General features: G+C 48.9%; 20 protein-coding genes and 2 riboswitches. Of the genes, 17 read left to right on the forward strand and 3 right to left on the reverse strand.

What is annotated here, in order from left to right; translation table 11 throughout:
• Positions 1-311 precede the first annotated feature (311 nt).
• Positions 312-788 (reverse strand): tRNA adenosine(34) deaminase TadA, encoded by a 477-nt coding sequence (gene tadA, locus J2Z65_RS24155; protein WP_338111635.1) that lies wholly within the window; start codon positions 786-788, stop codon positions 312-314.
• A 259-nt stretch (positions 789-1,047) separates the two neighbouring features.
• Positions 1,048-1,135: riboswitch (cyclic di-GMP riboswitch) on the forward strand.
• A gap of 183 nt (positions 1,136-1,318) precedes the next feature.
• Between tadA and J2Z65_RS24160 the strand changes: the two genes are divergently transcribed.
• The 4 genes from J2Z65_RS24160 to prmC all read left to right on the forward strand — a co-directional run bounded on the left by J2Z65_RS24160 (position 1,319) and on the right by prmC (position 5,228).
• The gene (locus J2Z65_RS24160) at positions 1,319-2,053 is read left to right on the forward strand and encodes a PilZ domain-containing protein (protein ID WP_167055317.1); all 735 of its coding nucleotides are present in this window, start codon (positions 1,319-1,321) and stop codon (positions 2,051-2,053) included.
• Between the two features lie 78 nt (positions 2,054-2,131).
• A complete protein-coding gene (gene ychF / locus J2Z65_RS24165) occupies positions 2,132-3,232 on the forward strand; it encodes a redox-regulated ATPase YchF (RefSeq protein WP_167055315.1) in 1,101 nt (366 codons plus the stop codon).
• A gap of 32 nt (positions 3,233-3,264) precedes the next feature.
• Positions 3,265-4,341, forward strand: a complete 1,077-nt coding sequence (gene prfA / locus J2Z65_RS24170; protein ID WP_167055312.1) for a peptide chain release factor 1 — start codon at positions 3,265-3,267, stop codon at positions 4,339-4,341.
• On the forward strand, positions 4,341-5,228 hold the full coding sequence (gene prmC, locus J2Z65_RS24175; protein ID WP_167055309.1) for a peptide chain release factor N(5)-glutamine methyltransferase: 888 nt from the start codon (positions 4,341-4,343) through the stop codon (positions 5,226-5,228). The genes prfA and prmC overlap by 1 nt, the downstream gene beginning before the upstream one ends.
• Positions 5,229-5,307: 79 nt before the next feature.
• On the opposite strand, the gene J2Z65_RS24180 is transcribed toward prmC, so the two are convergent.
• Entirely contained in the window at positions 5,308-5,460 is a 153-nt protein-coding gene (locus J2Z65_RS24180) for a hypothetical protein (protein WP_167055306.1), read from the reverse strand.
• A gap of 119 nt (positions 5,461-5,579) precedes the next feature.
• On the opposite strand from J2Z65_RS24180, the gene spoIIR reads away from it, so the two are divergent.
• The 7 genes from spoIIR to J2Z65_RS24215 all read left to right on the forward strand — a co-directional run bounded on the left by spoIIR (position 5,580) and on the right by J2Z65_RS24215 (position 11,343).
• Positions 5,580-6,326, forward strand: a complete 747-nt coding sequence (gene spoIIR, locus J2Z65_RS24185) for a stage II sporulation protein R (protein ID WP_167055303.1) — start codon at positions 5,580-5,582, stop codon at positions 6,324-6,326.
• A gap of 37 nt (positions 6,327-6,363) precedes the next feature.
• A complete protein-coding gene (locus J2Z65_RS24190; RefSeq protein WP_209856153.1) occupies positions 6,364-7,431 on the forward strand; it encodes an L-threonylcarbamoyladenylate synthase in 1,068 nt (355 codons plus the stop codon).
• Between the two features lie 64 nt (positions 7,432-7,495).
• Positions 7,496-8,056: a manganese efflux pump MntP gene (locus J2Z65_RS24195; RefSeq protein ID WP_240159599.1), complete on the forward strand. Its 561-nt coding sequence runs from the start codon at positions 7,496-7,498 to the stop codon at positions 8,054-8,056.
• A gap of 74 nt (positions 8,057-8,130) precedes the next feature.
• Entirely contained in the window at positions 8,131-8,733 is a 603-nt protein-coding gene (locus J2Z65_RS24200) for a low molecular weight protein arginine phosphatase (RefSeq protein WP_167055300.1), read from the forward strand.
• Between the two features lie 56 nt (positions 8,734-8,789).
• A riboswitch (ZMP/ZTP riboswitch) is annotated at positions 8,790-8,870 on the forward strand.
• Between the two features lie 103 nt (positions 8,871-8,973).
• Positions 8,974-9,432 (forward strand): ribose 5-phosphate isomerase B, encoded by a 459-nt coding sequence (rpiB, locus tag J2Z65_RS24205; RefSeq protein WP_167055297.1) that lies wholly within the window; start codon positions 8,974-8,976, stop codon positions 9,430-9,432.
• Between the two features lie 12 nt (positions 9,433-9,444).
• Positions 9,445-10,050 (forward strand): TIGR01440 family protein, encoded by a 606-nt coding sequence (locus J2Z65_RS24210; protein WP_167055294.1) that lies wholly within the window; start codon positions 9,445-9,447, stop codon positions 10,048-10,050.
• Between the two features lie 42 nt (positions 10,051-10,092).
• Complete coding sequence (locus J2Z65_RS24215) at positions 10,093-11,343, forward strand: serine hydroxymethyltransferase (RefSeq protein WP_167055291.1); 1,251 nt, start codon at positions 10,093-10,095, stop codon at positions 11,341-11,343.
• A gap of 82 nt (positions 11,344-11,425) precedes the next feature.
• Here J2Z65_RS24215 and J2Z65_RS24220 read toward each other — a convergent pair whose 3' ends face one another.
• A complete protein-coding gene (locus tag J2Z65_RS24220) occupies positions 11,426-12,700 on the reverse strand; it encodes an MFS transporter (protein WP_167055288.1) in 1,275 nt (424 codons plus the stop codon).
• A gap of 183 nt (positions 12,701-12,883) precedes the next feature.
• Here J2Z65_RS24220 and J2Z65_RS24225 point away from each other — a divergent pair, with 183 nt between their 5' ends.
• The 6 genes from J2Z65_RS24225 (at position 12,884) to atpB (ending at position 18,249) form a co-directional block, all read left to right on the forward strand.
• Positions 12,884-14,710 (forward strand): ABC transporter substrate-binding protein, encoded by a 1,827-nt coding sequence (locus J2Z65_RS24225; protein ID WP_167055285.1) that lies wholly within the window; start codon positions 12,884-12,886, stop codon positions 14,708-14,710.
• Between the two features lie 187 nt (positions 14,711-14,897).
• Positions 14,898-15,527: a uracil phosphoribosyltransferase gene (gene upp / locus J2Z65_RS24230; protein ID WP_167055282.1), complete on the forward strand. Its 630-nt coding sequence runs from the start codon at positions 14,898-14,900 to the stop codon at positions 15,525-15,527.
• 30 nt (positions 15,528-15,557) lie between these two features.
• On the forward strand, positions 15,558-16,694 hold the full coding sequence (gene wecB, locus J2Z65_RS24235) for a non-hydrolyzing UDP-N-acetylglucosamine 2-epimerase (protein ID WP_167055280.1): 1,137 nt from the start codon (positions 15,558-15,560) through the stop codon (positions 16,692-16,694).
• Positions 16,695-16,918: 224 nt separating this feature from the next.
• Positions 16,919-17,140, forward strand: a complete 222-nt coding sequence (locus J2Z65_RS24240) for an AtpZ/AtpI family protein (protein ID WP_127453433.1) — start codon at positions 16,919-16,921, stop codon at positions 17,138-17,140.
• Positions 17,137-17,520: an ATP synthase subunit I gene (locus J2Z65_RS24245; protein WP_244999174.1), complete on the forward strand. Its 384-nt coding sequence runs from the start codon at positions 17,137-17,139 to the stop codon at positions 17,518-17,520. The genes J2Z65_RS24240 and J2Z65_RS24245 overlap by 4 nt, the downstream gene beginning before the upstream one ends.
• 24 nt (positions 17,521-17,544) lie before the next feature.
• The gene (atpB, locus tag J2Z65_RS24250) at positions 17,545-18,249 is read left to right on the forward strand and encodes a F0F1 ATP synthase subunit A (protein ID WP_240159598.1); all 705 of its coding nucleotides are present in this window, start codon (positions 17,545-17,547) and stop codon (positions 18,247-18,249) included.
• The last annotated feature ends 70 nt before the right edge of the window (positions 18,250-18,319 follow it).

Consider the following 18,319-nt stretch of genomic DNA (forward strand, 5'->3'; position numbering starts at 1 on the left):
CTTCTTGCGCCACCTTATTACGAACTTCTTTGAATGCGTTGTTACGTTGTCTCATTCCGCTCGCCTCCCTTTATATGAATAGTACCTTATTTCCCTAGGTACTCTCCAATTTAATTAGGGGGCTTAATAGTCAAACGGAACTACAGGGTCTTATTTACCCTAAATAGCTTACATTTTGACTAGAAATAATAATATAGCGGACCACAGTTCCCTCTTTCTCGCTGAAGTGTTCAATATCTAGAGAATAGAGGATCATAGTTCCCTTTAGCACAATATTATGAGCGCTTACGAAATTAGCCCGAGCGCAACGCTCATTCCTTACCGCGCAGCTTGCGGAAAAACTGCGTCAGCATCGTCGCGCACTCCGCCTGCAGCACGCCGCTAATGACATCGACCCGGTGGTTGAACCGGTCCTCCTGCAGCAAGTTCATCAGCGTTCCCGCGCAGCCGGCTTTGGGATCGGTTGTGCCATAGATCACCTGCGGAACCCGCGCTTGGACAATCGCGCCCGCACACATCGGGCAAGGCTCTAACGTGACGTAGAGCTTGCAGTCAAGCAAGCGCCATGCTTGCAGATGCTCGCTCGCTTGCTTAATAGCAATCATTTCAGCATGGGCCAGGGGATCCAGCGTGGTTTCACGAAGATTGTAGCCGCGGCCGATAATTTGACCTTGATGGACAACTACAGCGCCGATGGGAACTTCTCGAATGGCTTCGGCTTTCATTGCTTCTTCAATAGCTGCTTTCATCCAGGGGATATGTTCATTATGCTCATTATGTTCATCCACAGGGGGACACCTCGCTAAAAATAATCTTATCCACATGTGTACAATAGATCGAACAAATATTCGTTGTTAACAACCTGTGGATAACAATGTGTATAACTCGAAAAATTGTGGATATGTAATTCTTTTTACATTCATACAACAAATACAACGTGTATGCAAGGGATTTAGTTGATAATAGGGACTGGCATCCGTATAATGGAAGTATTCATAGGTCTTTTAGACCATAGGAACGATAAAACATAAAATTTCATATGCAGGGTTCGATAAATGGCAAACTTGCTGAAAAGCAAGGACGCAAAGCTGAGGGTCTACCGTTCCAATGGAACTATGACAGCCTGGTTACCGAAAATCGATGCTTTTTTGGGTTGAGGTAACAGGCTGTTCCTGGTAAAGGGGCAGTCTATTTTTTTATAGATAAGAAAGTATAAACTTTAGCTTCGCATCTACCTTGACAAACGCGCTCGTCCTAAAAGGACGATGAAGTTGTCTTGTATGCGGAATATGGAATGGGGAAGGATTGAAACAGGACAATGGTTAGCAAACAAAAGTCTATGAAGTTTTATGGCAGCAAGGAAGGATACGACGCAGATGTCATGATTGACAGTAAAGCGATGCTGAGCAAGGATGATTTCGTATCCACAGGCGTGCTGACCTATGCCCTCGGTGACATCATTGAGGTGGAGCTGCCGGAATATGACGTCTTTGCCCTGGGAGACAAGTGTAAAATGACGGTATACACGCCATCCGGGTTGTTTGTTATGGAGACAACGATTCTCGCCAAAGACAAGGGCTCCGTCATTGTCCTGAATCCGCCTGATAACCGCAGGAAGTTTACAGAAAAAAGGGAGTTCCCCCGCGTAGATGTGAAGAATGAAGGGCTTCTTTTTGGATTTCAAGACAAAAGCAAGAAGCATGAACATCAGTTTGAAACACCGATTCGATTCTCGATCAGAAATATATCGGTTAACGGCTTAGGCTTCAAGATCGAAGAGAACGCCATGCTCGAAAAAATCATACAAAAGCACTCGCAGCTTGAAGTGGAGCTGATCTTGGGTTTCTTGGTGCCGTGCACACTGGAAATTGTTCGGGAAGAGAAAATGAATAACGGCACTTATTACGGGGCGAGATTTATCCTCATCCCAGATGAGAAAACGAACGCGCTGCGCGGATTTATTTTAAAAAATCAGATCGAAACCTACTTCGTCCAGAAGCGGGAAAATGAAACAAAAAAAGCACTGGAAAAAAAGTCTGCGGCTATTCAGTAGCTTTCAGGCTTTTTTTTGCGTTCCAAGTACTATATAATAAGAAGGATGATTTTCGAAAATTAAGGAGTTGTAACTACGATGGCTTTGAAAGCAGGTATCGTCGGTCTACCGAACGTAGGAAAATCGACATTGTTTAATGCAATTACACAGGCGGGGGCAGAATCTGCAAACTATCCGTTCTGTACGATAGATCCGAATGTTGGGGTAGTTGAAGTACCGGACGAGAGATTGCACAAGCTGGTAGAGATGATTGTCCCTAAAAGCATTGTTCCGACAGCCTTTGAATTCGTTGATATTGCTGGTTTGGTGAAGGGCGCGAGCAAAGGCGAAGGGCTTGGAAATAAATTTTTGGCACACATTCGTGAAGTGGATGCCATTGTGCATGTTGTCCGTTGTTTTGAGGATGATAATATTACCCACGTATCCGGTAAAGTAGATCCGATTGGCGATATCGAGACGATTAATCTCGAATTGATTTTGGCTGACATTGAGTCCGTTGAGAAAAAGATCGAGCGCTCCCGCAAAAACCTGAAAGGCGGCGACAAGAAAGTTGTAGCTGAGGTTGAGTGTCTGGAACGTATCAAGGAAGCTCTTTATAACGATCTGCCAGCGCGTAGCATTGATTTGAGCGATGATGAGAAGCTGCTCGTCCGCGATCTTCACTTGCTGACAATGAAGCCGGTCCTTTATGCAGCCAATGTGAGCGAGGACGAAGTATCAACAGCAGATGAGAATCCATTCGTCAAAATCGTTAAGGAGTACGCGGAGAAAGAAAACAACGAAGTTGTTTCGATCAGCGCGAAGGTAGAATCAGAGATTGCCGAACTGGAAGACGAAGAAAAAGCAATGTTCCTGGAAGAGTTGGGACTTCAAGAGTCCGGCTTGAATAGATTGATTAAAGCAGCTTATCGCAAGCTTGGCTTGTACACGTATTTTACAGCTGGAGTTCAGGAAGTAAGGGCTTGGACGATCCGCAAAGGAACGAAAGCTCCTCAAGCGGCGGGCGTGATTCATACTGATTTCGAGCGCGGGTTTATTCGTGCCGAGGTTGTGTCCTATACGGATCTGGTAACAGCAGGCTCCATGAATGGCGCGAAGGAAAAGGGGCAAGTGCGCCTGGAAGGTAAAGAGTACGTGGTGAATGACGGCGACGTTATGCATTTCAGATTTAATGTGTAATTCATAAAAAATAAAGAAAGGAGTGATCCGTTATGTTGGATCGACTTCAGTCCATTGTGGACCGCTATGAAAAATTAAGCGAGCTGCTGTGTGACCCGGATGTGACGAGTGACACGAAAAAGCTTAGAGAGTATTCGAAGGAACAGTCTGATCTTCAAGAAGCCTACGATGCTTATAATGAATATAAAAGCGTAAGCGAGCAGTTGGCAGACGCGAAAGCGATGCAGAACGAGAAGCTAGATGATGAAATGCGTGAAATGGTTAAAATGGAGATCGAAGAGCTTAGCGAGCAATCGGCTAATCTGGAAGAACAACTAAGAGTGCTCATGATGCCAAAAGACCCGAATGACGATAAGAACGTCATCGTTGAAATTCGCGGAGCGGCAGGGGGCGATGAAGCTGCGTTGTTTGCAGGCGACCTGTACCGTATGTATACGCGTTATGCCGATACACAAGGATGGAAAACGGAAATTCTTGATGCTTCCTTGAATGACTTGGGCGGATTCAAAGAGATTATTTTCATGATCACAGGGAAAGGCGCTTATAGCAAGCTGAAGTTTGAGAGCGGAGCGCACCGTGTGCAGCGGATCCCAGTAACAGAATCAGGCGGACGTATTCATACTTCAACGTCAACGGTTGTTGTGATGCCGGAAGCGGAAGATGTTGAAATCGTTATTCATGATGCGGATATTCGCGTAGATACGTTCTGTTCCAGCGGAGCTGGCGGTCAGTCCGTTAATACAACGAAATCAGCGGTTCGCGTGACGCACGTGCCTACGGGTATTGTTGCGACATGTCAGGACGGCAAATCGCAGAACTCCAATAAGGAGCAGGCGCTTCGCGTACTTCGTGCGCGGATTTCGGATAAAATGCGTGAGGAAGAAGAAGCGAAATACGCAGGCGAGCGTAAGAGCAAAGTCGGGACAGGTGACCGTTCGGAACGGATTCGTACGTATAACTTCCCGCAAAGCCGGATTACGGACCACCGGATCGGCTTGACTTTGCATCGTTTGGAAACTGTCCTAAACGGTGATATGGCGGAGATTGTTTCCGCATTAACCATTGCTGCACAGTCCGATGCTTTAGATAAAGGGGAGCAGGCAATGTGATGCCGACTGCCTCGATGACGATTAGAGAAGCCTATGTAGAGGCTTCTTCTTTTTTAGGGAAGCTGGACGTGGCGGAGGCGGCTTCCTGTGTGGAGCTTTTGCTGCAGCACCTGCTTGGCTGTAGTAGGACAGAGCTGCTGTTCCGCTTCCAGGAACAGTTTCCGGCAGAGCTGGCAGCGGAGTGGCGCCAGCTTCTGGAGAGGAAGGCCGCGGGTGAGCCGGTACAGTATGTGATCGGCGAACAGGAGTTTTACGGCCTTCCTTTCGCGGTTAGCCCGGCGGTGCTGATTCCGCGGCCGGAAACGGAGCTGCTCGTGGAAGCTTTGCTCCACGAGGGTACGCGTTTGTTCCCGCAAGGCGCTCCGCTGCTTGCGGATGTGGGCACCGGGAGCGGCATCATCCCGGTGACCGTTGCTCACGCGCGCCCGAACTGGCGCGTGGCCGCCAGCGACATCTCCGCGGCAGCGCTGGAGATGGCCCGCTTGAACGCGCAGCGCCACGGCGTGGCTGCGCGGGTGGAGTGGCTCGAGGGCGATCTCCTCGAGCCTTATATCGAGCGCCGGATCGCTCCCGATATACTGGTGTCTAACCCACCGTATATTCCTGATGGCGATCTCCCGGCGCTGATGCCGGAGGTGCGGCTGTTTGAGCCGCACACAGCTTTGTTCGGCGGTATCGAGGGACTCGATTTGTACCGCCGGATGATTGGGCAGCTGCCGCTGCTGCCGCGAATCCCGACTGTGGTCGGGTTCGAGGTCGGCATCGGGCAGGCGGAGGCTGTGGCGGCGATGCTGCGCGCCGCCGCCGATTGGGAGGAGATCCGGTTCGTTCCGGATCTCCAGGGGATTGATCGCCACGTGATCGCGATCCGGGCTCGGGAGCAGTAGGGGCTGGCTTTAACGCTATTTTTCATCGTTAAAGCGACCTCTCCGAGCACAAAAGCAGCTGTAACGGTGTTTTTCACTCTTACAGAAGGAATTCCGGACTTATGCAGCGGGAACGCTGAGCTTTAACGCTGTTTTTCATCGTTAAAGCGACCTCTCCAAGCACAAAAGCAGCTGTAACGGTGTTTTTCACTCTTACAGAAGGAATTCCGGTCTTACGCAGCGGGAATGCCATGATTTAACAGTCATCCCAACTCTATCATTTCTATCAAATTTAAATAGATTACTAGGTTTAGCCTCTCCTCTTTTTGCCTATACTGGCTAGTAGAAGCGAAGGGAAAGGGGCTTTTCCTTATGGTAAAAAGAACGGATCGCCAATCATTCAAACATTTATTATTCGTGGCTTTTGCACTTATTGTTATGATATCTTGTTGGGAATCCAATCGTACGAATGCGGCGGTTATATCGCCTACAATACCGGAAGAATCCATACGCTTACGTATTCTAGCAAACTCTGACTCTGCGCAAGACCAAGCTCTGAAGCGTGAAATTCGTGACGCCATTATTGTGCGTATGCAGGATTGGGTCGTTGGACCTCACTCTTTGGATGAAGCTAGAGCAGTAGTTACGGCTCATTTACCGGAGTTCGATGCGCTTGTCGGGCAAATGATCGAAGCTCGCGGTTATACTTATACGCATACGGTTGAGCTTGGCAAAGTCCCTTTCCCTACGAAAATGTATGGCAACGAAGTTTACCCTGCCGGTGATTACGAGGCGCTACGCGTCACGATTGGCAGCGGGGAAGGTCAGAACTGGTGGTGCGTGTTGTTTCCGCCGCTTTGCTTTGTAGATTCTGTCTCCGGAGAAGCTGTCGCTGCAGCAGCCGTCGTAGCCAAAACTGAGGGCCAAGAGAAGGTCAAAACTTCCCCTGCGCCAACAGCCAAAGACAATAAAACAGCTCAACCAACAGTTAAACAAGTTAAAGAAGCCAAAGCAAGCACAACAAGTACGGAAGAACAAGTGAAGCCGGTTGACTCACAGCCCAAAGTGAAGTTTTTCATCTGGGAAATGATTAAAAAAGTGGTGGCATGGTTTAGTTAATAACTTGAATTCATTTTGGAAGTAAGGATGATAGATCGTGACAAAGTACTGGAAAGTGGACCCGGATAAGGCAATTGACAGGGGTGGAGAGTTAGCGGGAGCAGCAGAGCTTCTGAGAAGCGGAAACACCGTAGCTTTTCCGACGGAAACGGTATACGGCCTTGGCGCGGATGCTACGAATACCTCAGCGGTGGAACGCATTTTCTTAGCCAAAGGACGGCCATCCGATAATCCACTGATCGTTCATATCGCTGATACCAGGCAGCTTTCGGGCTTAATCGAGCCTGCGAGCGTCACGCCTGATCATCTAAGGCTGATGGAGGCTTTCTGGCCGGGGCCTCTTACCATTGTGCTGCCTGTAAAAACAGGCAGCATTTCGCCGTTGGTGACCGCCGGTCTTACGACAGTAGGGGTGCGAATACCTGATCATCCGGTGGCTTTGCAGCTGCTTCGTGAAGCGGAGCTTCCAATCGCAGCGCCAAGCGCCAATAGTTCAGGCAGACCGAGCCCGACTCTCGCGTCACATGTTCAAGATGACCTTGATGGTCGAATCGGAGGCATTGTGGACGGAGGAGGAACCGGCGTAGGTGTCGAATCGACGGTGATACAGCTTGGAGATGGTCAGCTGTACATTTTGCGCCCTGGCGGTGTTACAGCGGAGCAATTGCAGTCCGCACTGCCAGCCATTCGGATTTATGAGCCGGAACGGGAAGATGTTCTGGCTTCGGAGACGCCTCGGGCTCCGGGAATGAAGTATACGCATTACGCGCCGAAGGGGTACATGCATATCGTTTATGGTGACGATGCAGAGGCGGTGGCCGCTTGGATTCAGCGTGACGTTCAAGCTGCTAAGGAAAGAGGGGAATCAACGGGTATCCTTACTTTTGAGGAAAAAGCCTCTCGCTTTGAAGCTGATTTGGTTATAGCCTGTGGCTCATTAGCTAAGCCGGAGACGATTGCCCAGGAGCTGTATGCTGCATTAAGACGATTTGACCAGCAAGGCATTGATTATATTGTCGCCGAGGGCTGCCCGGAAACGGGAATTGGCCAGGCGATCATGAATCGTCTGCGTAAAGCGGCAGGCCATCGGCTTGTACGTGTTTAGCTAGCATGATTCCCAGTTTGTCCGCATATCTTGGTTAAGAAAGCGGACAAGGGGGATAGCGCATATGCTCGTAACTGGCATTGAATTTGGACAGATCATCACAATATTCATTATGGCGATTGCTTTGGGCTTGGATGCTTTTTCCTTGGGGATTGGCATTGGCATGAAAGGAATTCGTTTGGTGGATATTTTGAAAATAAGCATTGTGATTGGTATTTTCCACATCATTATGCCGTTAATGGGCATGTTTATGGGGCAATATGTCTCGCTCTTGCTAGGAAATGTCGCGACAGCGGCTGGCGGATGTTTACTCATTCTGTTGGGCTCGCATATGGTGTACAGTTCGATTCGCGGGGAGGAAGCGACTTCATTTGATCATCGATCACTATGGGGCTTAACGATTTTCGCGCTTAGTGTCAGTATAGATTCGTTCTCAGTAGGGGTATCTTTAGGGATGTTTGCAACTGATATATTGCTAACTGTGCTTGTATTTGGCTTGTTCGGGGCTTTACTTTCCATAGCCGGATTATTGGTCGGCAGGCGGGTTAACGGTTGGGTTGGCGAGTATGGAGAGGCGTTTGGCGGGCTTATTTTGCTCGCGTTTGGGATCAAGTTTTTGCTATGATACAATACAGGTAGAAAGACTCTGCCTATGCTTACGAAGAAAGTTTTGCTACGCAAAACTCTTAGGAGGATCTCATGTTGCGAATTCTATTTGTCTGTACAGGAAATACGTGCCGCAGTCCATTAGCCGAAGGTTTGCTGCGTATCAGGGTGCACCAAGAAGGACTTGCGGCGGAAGTTCGTTCAGCAGGTGTATCCGCGATGACGGGCGCTCCGATCTCCCATAATAGTGCATCACTTCTACAAGAGGCAGGCTTTGATGGATCCATTCGTTCTTTGGCGATTCAGGAGTCGGAAGTAAAATGGGCTGATATCATTTTGACGATGACGACAGGGCATAAACGCACGGTAATCCAGCGGTTCCCTGGTGCAGTTGAGAAGACTTTTACGCTCAAAGAATATGTAGAAGATGACCATCATATCCTGCAAGCGATTGAGGAAAGAGAAAAGCTTGTAACGGAAGTTCAGCTTAAGCAGGCCTTATCGCAAACAGTGACGGCTGAGGAAAGAAATCGTATTTATTCCCTTGAACATGCCATTCCCGATTACGATATTTCCGACCCATTCGGAGGTTCATTAGAGGTTTACCGGCAAACGGCGAAGGAAATTAGCGGGAGTTTAGATAAATTGGTTAAAAAGCTTCGTGAACGAAATGATGGCTCCCAGACTGGGAAATGATTTACGGATACGTCTTTACACCAAGGGCATAATACGATAAAATGAAGCTATCAAGCAAGACTCAATGTAACTGGCGACGAGTGGGATCAACCACAATGGAGCATTGAGCTATACGGCCGGTCGCCTGGGCAAAAGAGCAATGCGCTATTTCTAGCGTGTCCGCTCTTTTTTTCGTTTTCTGGTGGACTTTGGGATATAATAGGATGGTCGAATTCGAACAAGCAAAGGAGCGTTCTACCCATGAAAATTGCGTTAGGTGCGGATCATGCAGGTTATCGTTTGAAAGATGTTATCATTCCTTTTATTGAATCATTGGGCCATCAGGTCATAGATTATGGCTGCAGCTGTGCAGACTCAGTCGATTATCCGGATTATGCGCTGCAGGTTTGTGAGCAAGTGGTTTCAGGTGAAGCAGATAAAGGGATTCTCATTTGCGGTACAGGCATCGGCATGTCCATTGCTGCGAATAAGGTTCCGGGTATCCGTTGTGCACTGGTGCATGATCTATTTTCCGCTAAAGCAACGCGGGAGCACAATGATACGAATGTCCTTGCTTTAGGGGAGCGTGTCATTGGACCGGGCGTTGCCGAGGAAATCGTGAAAATTTGGCTGGAGACGGAGTTTTCGCAAGGTGTCCGCCATCAGAACCGCATTAACAAAGTGCAGAGCATCGAAGATCGCTTCGCGATTCATCCTTAGAGGGTGACCGCGATGACAGATTCCATACTTCTGACGATTGCCGAAGGTTTGGAAACAAATTTACGCGAGCTGGTTCAAGTGGGCGGTTTGCGGCCAGGTCATATTCTGGTCATCGGTACGAGTACGAGTGAAATTCTCGGGCATCGGATCGGTACCTCAGGGACGCTGGATGCGGCTCGGCCGATTTTTGAAACGGCGCAGCGTATAAGCCGTGAGTTCGGGCTGCACTTGGCTTTTCAATGCTGCGAGCATTTGAACCGAGCGCTCGTTATCGAGGAAGAGCTGCTGTCTGCGGCTCCTCAACTTGAGCCGGTATCGGTGATTCCGGTGCCAAAAGCCGGCGGCTCGATGGCCTCGTACGCGTATCGCCATTTCGCAAAAGCTGTCGTTGTCGAGACGATTCAAGCGCATGCGGGGATTGATATTGGCAGCACGCTGATTGGGATGCATTTGCGGCGGGTCGCCGTACCTGCAAGGCCCCCGGTGCGAAATATTGGTCATGCCTATGTGACCATGGCGTTCACACGACCTAAGCTGATTGGCGGCATAAGAGCTGTCTATACACCAGAAGCTGCGGATCAGCTCTATCAGCAGGCCGCGCCGGATGCGGATTGCTAGGCTATTTTTTAGATAAAAACTATCCTTTAGGAGGAATTCCATATGACAAACTTTCTAAGCAAGCAAGATCCAAAAATCGTAGAAGCAATGAACCTAGAACTTGGTCGTCAACGCGACAAAATTGAGCTTATCGCCTCAGAAAACATCGTAAGCCAAGCTGTTCTTGAAGCGATGGGTACAGTACTGACAAACAAATACGCAGAGGGCTACCCGGGCAAAAGATACTACGGCGGCTGTGAGTACGTAGATATCGTGGAAGATATCGCACGCGATCGCGCGAAAGAGCTTTTCGGTGCTGAGCACGCGAACGTTCAACCACACTCCGGTGCACAAGCGAACATGGCTGTTTACTTGGCAGCTCTAAACCCTGGCGATACGGTACTTGGTATGAACCTGGCGCATGGTGGTCACTTAACACACGGCAGCCCAGTTAATGCTTCCGGTATTCTTTACAACTTCGTAGCTTACGGCGTAAGCGAAAAAGATTTCCGCATCGACTATGACGATGTTCGTAAAGCGGCGTTCAAACATAAGCCTCGCATGCTCGTAGCTGGCGCAAGTGCTTACCCGCGCACAATCGATTTCGAAGCATTGGCATCCATCGCTAACGATGTAGGCGCGCTGTTCTTCGTTGACATGGCGCATATTGCTGGTCTTGTTGCAGCTGGCTTGCACCCGAACCCGGTTCCTCACGCACATTTCGTAACTACAACAACGCACAAAACGCTTCGCGGTCCACGCGGCGGTATGATTCTTACGCGCAAAGCTTGGGCAGCAGCGATTGATAAAGCTGTATTCCCTGGTTCCCAAGGCGGTCCTTTGATGCATACGATTGCAGCAAAAGCGGTATCCTTCGGTGAAGCACTTCAACCGGAATTCAAAACATATGGTCAAAATGTAATCAACAATGCGCAAGCTTTGGCGACTGCATTGACAGCTGAAGGCATCAACCTTGTTTCCGGCGGTACGGACAACCACTTGATGCTGGTTGATCTGCGCAACCTGAACATCACAGGTAAAGATGCTGAGCACGTACTTGACGAGATCGGTATCACAGCGAACAAAAACGCCATTCCTTTCGACCCAACAAGCCCGTTCATCACAAGCGGTATCCGTTTAGGTACACCGGCTGTAACATCCCGCGGCATGGGCGTAGAAGCGATGCAAACGATCGCGAAAGTGATTGCACTTACACTCAAAAGCCCGAAAGACGAAGCAGTGCTGGAGAAAGCTCGCGGCATGGTGAAAGATTTGACGGCGCAATATCCGTTGTACCCAGGTTTGACTTACTAATATATAAAAGGGGCTGCCTCAGAAGGTTATTACGACCTTTTGAAGCAGCCCCTTTCCTATATTCTGAGATAAAGGAACACATTTACACCGCCGCATGATGCACCTTTTGCGCATCTTCCTTCAGGCTCGGTAGAATGGACGCCAGCATGCCAATGCCGACGACGCCTGTCAGCAGTATGAACATTGCCATAGCGCCTGACGGCAGGAAGCCGCCTATGATCATGTTCAGGCCGCTAACCATAATGGACACCCTGTTGGTCATGCTGCTAAGCGCCATGTAGGAGCTGCGGGCGTGATCGGGAACAAGCTGCACCAGCATTGCTTGCTTTAGCGGGACATAGGTCAGCTCGCCAATAGTGGTCACGAGCATGAGCAGCAGCAGCAGGATCGGCTGGTTGCCGAAAGCCAGATAGGAATAGCCGGCCACGTTAAGAAACATAGCGAACAGCATGATTCTCGTGTCGGAGCTGTTCTTGAGCAGGCGGCCGACGAAGAGAGAAAGCAGCACAACGGCTAGCGTGTTTTCCGTACGCAAAATACCGACAAGCGGCAAGCCGTCAATTGTCGCGGGAAGGCCGGGCAGCCAAGGAGTTTGATGGATATCCCCGGCGAGCCGAATGCCAATGAAGCCGCTAAGATTCATCTCTACGGAGACAACGAGAACACTAGAAATCAGGTAGATGAGAAATCTACGGTCACTTAGCACCTCTTTATAACGCTCAAACATTGTAATACGTTTAGGGCCTGAAATATGTACTTCTTCAGTGATTCTATCTTTTTCAGTCGGCATCGTTTCTTTCATGAAAAAGGCAGTCACCAGAAGCGCAATGAGTGACATTCCGCTAGCAGCCAATAAAAGCTCGAAGAGGTAGTCGCTGAAGAAGTAACCCCCAATCATCCCCGCGACGGAAATGGCCAGATTGTTGGACCAATAATTAATCCGATAGATGGCTTTGCGCGTATCGGGTCCTGATACATCAATCAGCATAGCCTCGACGGCAGGCTTGCTTAGTCCCCAAGAAGCTGTGCTGATCATCGTCATGATGAGCGTCAGTCCGGCTGAATGCCAGAATGGCGAATTCGCGAATGTCATGGCGGCATAAGCCAGCAGGGCTACGCCTTCTCCGATCAGCATCATTTTCTTGCGGCCGACCCGGTCGGCGTAATGCCCGCCAATCGTAGCGCTGACGAGAGCTACCACGATGGAAATCGTAGTGGCAGTACCGGCTATCGTCGTACCAAGCGTACGGGCAAAGTAAATCGACATGAACGGAACCACCATATTGCTGAGAATGTTCGTTAGAAAACTGAGAGCTATACGCAGTCGCACATTAGGATGAAATTGAAAGAACGTCATGCTGCATCACCTGTTTCGTAGAATCGTAAAGTCTTGGTGATACACATCATATCAAATGACCAAGGGTTAAAAAGTGTACAGAGATCTGAAAAACTTTCACCTTTTATTCCCTCTAAAGGCTGTTGACGAATTCATGAGGTACCCCTATACTCTTGGTAATTCGTGTAAATGGAGGGATCTTTCATGCAGTTAGCTTTACAATATGCGCAGTTGAAAACATCAATAACGCGTGTCTTACAAATCCCCCACACGTATATGGACGTGCCCGTCTCGGTTGAAGAAATTGCCGGCTACCTGTATTGTACGGAGCGTAACGTGAAAATTTTGATTCGCAAAATGAGCGAGATGGGCTGGATCGTCTGGACACCGGGCCGCGGGCGTGGACACCGCTCGGCCATTCGGTTTCTAGTTGCAGCTGAAGATCTGCTGCTGGCGGAAGCGAAAGTGCTAGTCGAACAGGGGAACTTGAACAGTGCGATGAGCTTGTTCCACATGGACGGCCTCGATGGAGGCGTCATTGACCGGTTTCTGGCTTGGTTGGGAAGTTATTTTGGCTACCGGGGCAATTGTGAGTCCGGCAACCCCGCAACACTGAGGCTGCCCATGCAGTTCAGGGTACTGACGCTGGATCCCGTCGATGTGCTCTTCTCGCGCGATCTTCATTTCGTGAAGCAGGCCTTCGACACACTGCTTTACTATAATCCGCTCTGCGGCTGCCTGGAGCCGGGCTTGGCTCATGAGTGGGCAAGCAACGATAATGCAACCGTGTGGACCTTCTATTTGCGAAAAAGGGTGCGATTCCATCATGGCCGGGAGCTGACGGCAGACGATGTCGTCTTTTCGTTCAACCGGCTGCGCTCACTGGGAACGGAGGATTCGCCGAATCGTTGGCTGCTGAAATCCGTCAAGGAGATTCGCGCTGTCGACCGGCTGACGGTCAGGTTGGAGCTGGATGCGCCGAACTATATGCTGCCTCACTATGTTAGCTCCTACCAGGCAGCGATTGTTCCCGCGGACGTTTACAGCGCAAAGAAGGTTGCGGATGCCAGCATGCTTCCCGTTGGAACGGGTCCCTTTCGGATTGCGAGGCATGATACGGGAGGCTTAACGTTGGAAGCGTTCGAGGATTATTATAAGGAGAGCGCCCATTTGGACCGTATCGAGCTTCTCTATGTGCCGGATAATGTCAGTGATCGGAGATGGCAGCAGTTGAACTTCCAAATGGGGAAGCTCAATCATTATAAACAGCCTGCCCCTGCGCATTGGTGCAAGAAAGAAGTGATGATGCTGGGCTCCAGCACGCTCGTATTTAATCTTCGCAAAAAGGGTCCCCAGCATGAACTCAAATTCCGTCAAGCGATTCAGCTTATCCTGAACCGCTGCGGCTTGATTCAGGAGTTAGGCCTCTATCATGCAAGACCTGCAGCGGATTTCTTACCGCCGGAGTCTCCGACTGCAATTCCGGAGGACCATCAGCCTGAGCGGGCAAGGGAGCTCTTAAGAGAGTGCGGATATAAAGGCGAGACCATTACCATGATCTTTACGCGGAAGAACCAACCTCATGCTGAATGGATTCAAACTTGCTGCCAGACTGTTGGCATTCAGGTTGTTCTGAAGGAGTATACTTTTGAACAAATGACAAAGGTTCCCCTGTTGTTAGACGCGGATGTTATTATTGGCGGAGTTGTTGCAGATGATGATGAAGCCCGCTGTCTGATCGAAGTGTACAAAGTAGGCAATCTAGCGGTTCGTACCTACGCTACGGATGAGCAGCGCCGAGTTTTTGATGAAACTATCGCAGCTATCGAAGCAGAGCCTGACGCGCAGACGCGTTTGCAGCGAATCCGTGGCATGCAAGATTTGGTTTCGGATAACTACGCTGTCTTGTTTCTCCTGCATACGACGCAGCAATTGGTGTACAGTCCGCATTTACAAGGGATCACGTTCAATACACTGGGATGGTTTGATTTTAAAAACATTTGGTTTCGCTCTGATTCCGTAGAAGAATAAGTCTTTTATCAAAACTGCTTGGGAGATAATCCCGGGCAGTTTTTTATTTAAATAAGGATATTCATGGTAGGTTTGGATTTTCGGAGGATAAGTTGGATAACATATGATATAATGAACGAGGTTTGTCGTACCTTGACGCTAAAATGGGTAAAATACATATAACATTGTTGTTTTTTAGGAGGAAATTATGGGGAAGTTATTTATTTGTGATCATCCGCTTATCCAGCATAAGCTAACCTATATTCGGGATGAGAATACGAAAACGAAAGATTTTCGGGAGCTCGTAGACGAAGTGGCGACTTTAATGGCCTATGAGATAACGAGGGATATTCCGCTTGAGCATGTTCAAGTGAAAACACCTGTAACAACAGCGGATTGCCGGATTATTTCGGGCAGAATGTTGGGGCTGATTCCTATTTTGCGCGCAGGATTAGGGATGGTTGACGGTGTGCTTAAGTTGATCCCGGCCGCCAAAGTTGGACATGTAGGCCTTTACCGTGATCCGGACACGCTTCAGCCTGTCGAGTACTATGTGAAGCTTCCGACGGACGTGCTGGAGCGGGAGTTGATCGTAATTGACCCGATGCTAGCTACAGGTGGTTCGGCGAATGCGGCAATCGAAGTATTGAAGCGCAGAGGCTGCACACAAATGAAGCTGATGTGTTTAATCGCTGCGCCGGAAGGAATCAAGGCTGTTCAACAGGAACATCCGGATGTTGATATTTATGTAGCTGCCGTAGATGACTACTTGAATGATCACGGTTATATCGTACCTGGATTGGGAGATGCGGGAGATCGTCTGTTCGGCACCAAATAATAGACTTATGACGATGGGGGAGAAGAACCAATGAAACGTTTGAAAGTCATTACGATCTTCGGTACTAGACCTGAAGCAATTAAGATGGCTCCGCTGATTAAGGAGCTGGAGAAGCATCCGGAGCATATCGAGTCTCTCGTTTGCGTAACGGCACAGCATCGCCAGATGTTGGATCAGGTGCTCGACATTTTCAAAATCACACCGGATTATGACTTGAATGTCATGAAAGACCGCCAGACGCTGAATGAAATTACAATGCGCGTGCTGCAGGGCTTGGAGCCTGTCTTCCAAGAAGCGAAGCCTGACTTGATTCTCGTGCACGGCGATACGCTGACTACATTCCTTGCGAGCTATGCGGCGTTTATGCAGCAAATTCAAGTTGGACATGTCGAGGCGGGTCTTCGTACGTGGAACAAAATGTCGCCGTATCCGGAAGAGATGAACCGTCAATTGACGGGCGTTTTGGCTGATTTGCATTTTGCTCCTACTCAGCAATCGGCTGACAACCTGCGCAAAGAAAATAAATCGGAATCTCAAATCTATGTAACTGGTAATACTGTTACGGATGTTTTCCAATACACGGTGCAAGAATCTTTTGAACACCCTGTTCTGGAGTGGGCAGCGGGCCGCAAGCTGATCTTGATGACAGCGCATCGCCGTGAAGCTCAAGGAGAGCCGCACCGTCAAATTTTCCGTGCAGTGAAGCGTATTGCGGATGAGTTCGAAGATATTGCGATCGTCTATCCCGTGCATCCGAGCCCTGCCGTCAAAGAGCCTGCGCATGAAATCTTGGGCAACCACCCGCGCATTAAGCTGGTAGAACCATTCGACGCCAGTGAGTTCCATAACTTCTATCCGAAAACGCATATGATTCTGACAGACTCCGGCGGTCTTCAAGAAGAAGCGCCATCCTTTGGCGTGCCGGTGCTTGTGCTTCGTGATACGACAGAGCGTCCGGAAGGCATTCAAGCGGGCACTTTGGAGCTGGTTGGAACGAGCGAGGAGAAGGTTTACGAGCGAGCTCGCGCGTTGCTAACAGATCCAGATTTATACAATAAAATGAGCCAAGCCGCTAACCCTTACGGAGACGGTAAAGCATCTCAAAGAATCGTTCAAGCCATTCTGCATCACTTCGGCAGGGTCTCTGAACGGCCTGAAACATTCTAACCGTGACAAAATCATGACAAACGCTACAGCGTACAGTTCGACTGTTTGGTTTGGAAACTCGCAAACCCTAGAGCCGCAAGGCTCTGAGGGGTTTTGGGCGGTGAGGACTGTTAAGTTTCGTCAATTGACAAAACTCGCATGGCTTCGATACAATAAATGAGGATTCGTAGCACTATGTCTACGAAACAGGTTTTCTTCAGTGGAAAGCCTTCAGGAGGGATGCTATGAAACGGCAAAATCCCAATGATAATCCGTGGCGGGCAGTAGCGTTAACTAGTGCGATCGGCATTGACCTTGTAGTATGTTTAGGAGCCGGATACTTGTTCGGCGATTGGCTGACACGCGTGCTAGGGGGACAATTCTGGTTGTTAGGCGGGTTTTTACTAGGGCTTGTAACCGGAATCATTAGCATTTACTTCATGATAAAGCGGTACGGAGGGCTATGATGGATGAATTTTCAGCCACTCTGAAAACGGTTCAAAATGTGTTTCTTTTCTTTTTATCCTTTTGTTTGGCTGCATGGGCGCTTCTTGTCGATTACCGGGTTTACTTTGCCGGCATTATGCTTGGATCTATGGTGAGCATGATCAATGCCAGGTTCTTGGCCTGGAAGATTAACAAGTTGGCAGCAGCTGCGATAGAGCAGAAAGGGCGCAAGGTGACCCTAGGTTTTCTGACAAGAGCAGCAATTGCTGGCTTCGCAGGTTTGGTTGCCGTTCGGTATCCGGAACATGTCGCTTTAACCACGACGATTGTTGGATACTTTTTTGCTCAATTGGCAACACTCGTACTGGGTATTCTTTCTATTAGGAAGTCTAAGAAGTAATTCCATTCGATGAAAGGGGTGAAAATGGAAAACATGGAACATCACGTACCAGAATTTGAGTGGTTAGGTATTCACTTCGACGCATCAGCTCTTATGATGATCGGAATTACCACTATTATCGTGCTTATCCTTGCAATCGCAGGGGCTAGTCGTGCATCCGTAACGAATCCTTCAAAAATTCAAAACTTCATGGAATGGACGATTGAGTTTGTAGAAGGCATCATTGGAAGTACGATCGGTTCTAAGCATGGCAAAGGCTTTATCGCGCTTGGTCTTACGCTCATTATGTACATCTTTATCGGCAACATGCTCGGCCTTCCTTTCTCGATCGTAACGGAAGATCATGTGTCATGGTGGAAATCACCGACGGCTGATATCGCTGTAACAGGAGCACTAACGGTTATTGTTATCGTACTAAGTCACTACTTAGGTATAACACGTAACACGAAGCATTACTTCGCGCATTACTTTGAGTACAAAGGGGCAATGTTGATCCTTCATTTAATTGAAGTTGTATCAAAGCCGCTTACGCTCGCTTTCCGTCTTTACGGTAACATTTATGCAGGTGAAATTATGATATCTGTCATCATCGGAGCTGGTTGGTTTGGAATTGCGCCTCTCTTCGTATGGCAGGGCTTCAGTGTGTTCGTAGGTGCTATTCAAGCCTTCGTATTCACGATGCTGACAATGGTTTATATCTCGCAAACGTTAATCCACGAAGAACATTAAAAGTAAGACTTACCTCGGGTAGTCTCGAGTCACTTATACACAAAACAAACCTAAGAGTTTAAGGGAGGAT

Origin of the sequence: Paenibacillus aceris (genome assembly GCF_017874035.1) — a bacterium.
Classification (GTDB): Bacteria; Bacillota; Bacilli; order Paenibacillales; family NBRC-103111; genus Paenibacillus_E; species Paenibacillus_E aceris.

Excerpts from the sequence above, each read along its gene's own strand:
- J2Z65_RS24160 (WP_167055317.1), top strand. The coding sequence starts at position 1,319 with ATGGTTAGCAAACAAAAGTCTATGAAGTTTTATGGCAGCAAGGAAGGA.
- ychF (WP_167055315.1), top strand. The coding sequence starts at position 2,132 with ATGGCTTTGAAAGCAGGTATCGTCGGTCTACCGAACGTAGGAAAATCG.
- prfA (WP_167055312.1), top strand. The coding sequence starts at position 3,265 with ATGTTGGATCGACTTCAGTCCATTGTGGACCGCTATGAAAAATTAAGC.
- prmC (WP_167055309.1), top strand. The coding sequence starts at position 4,341 with ATGCCGACTGCCTCGATGACGATTAGAGAAGCCTATGTAGAGGCTTCT.
- J2Z65_RS24180 (WP_167055306.1), bottom strand. The coding sequence starts at position 5,460 with ATGGCATTCCCGCTGCGTAAGACCGGAATTCCTTCTGTAAGAGTGAAA.
- spoIIR (WP_167055303.1), top strand. The coding sequence starts at position 5,580 with ATGGTAAAAAGAACGGATCGCCAATCATTCAAACATTTATTATTCGTG.
- J2Z65_RS24195 (WP_240159599.1), top strand. The coding sequence starts at position 7,496 with ATGCTCGTAACTGGCATTGAATTTGGACAGATCATCACAATATTCATT.
- J2Z65_RS24200 (WP_167055300.1), top strand. The coding sequence starts at position 8,131 with ATGTTGCGAATTCTATTTGTCTGTACAGGAAATACGTGCCGCAGTCCA.
- rpiB (WP_167055297.1), top strand. The coding sequence starts at position 8,974 with ATGAAAATTGCGTTAGGTGCGGATCATGCAGGTTATCGTTTGAAAGAT.
- J2Z65_RS24210 (WP_167055294.1), top strand. The coding sequence starts at position 9,445 with ATGACAGATTCCATACTTCTGACGATTGCCGAAGGTTTGGAAACAAAT.
- J2Z65_RS24215 (WP_167055291.1), top strand. The coding sequence starts at position 10,093 with ATGACAAACTTTCTAAGCAAGCAAGATCCAAAAATCGTAGAAGCAATG.
- J2Z65_RS24220 (WP_167055288.1), bottom strand. The coding sequence starts at position 12,700 with ATGACGTTCTTTCAATTTCATCCTAATGTGCGACTGCGTATAGCTCTC.
- J2Z65_RS24225 (WP_167055285.1), top strand. The coding sequence starts at position 12,884 with ATGCAGTTAGCTTTACAATATGCGCAGTTGAAAACATCAATAACGCGT.
- upp (WP_167055282.1), top strand. The coding sequence starts at position 14,898 with ATGGGGAAGTTATTTATTTGTGATCATCCGCTTATCCAGCATAAGCTA.
- wecB (WP_167055280.1), top strand. The coding sequence starts at position 15,558 with ATGAAACGTTTGAAAGTCATTACGATCTTCGGTACTAGACCTGAAGCA.
- J2Z65_RS24240 (WP_127453433.1), top strand. The coding sequence starts at position 16,919 with ATGAAACGGCAAAATCCCAATGATAATCCGTGGCGGGCAGTAGCGTTA.
- J2Z65_RS24245 (WP_244999174.1), top strand. The coding sequence starts at position 17,137 with ATGATGGATGAATTTTCAGCCACTCTGAAAACGGTTCAAAATGTGTTT.
- atpB (WP_240159598.1), top strand. The coding sequence starts at position 17,545 with ATGGAAAACATGGAACATCACGTACCAGAATTTGAGTGGTTAGGTATT.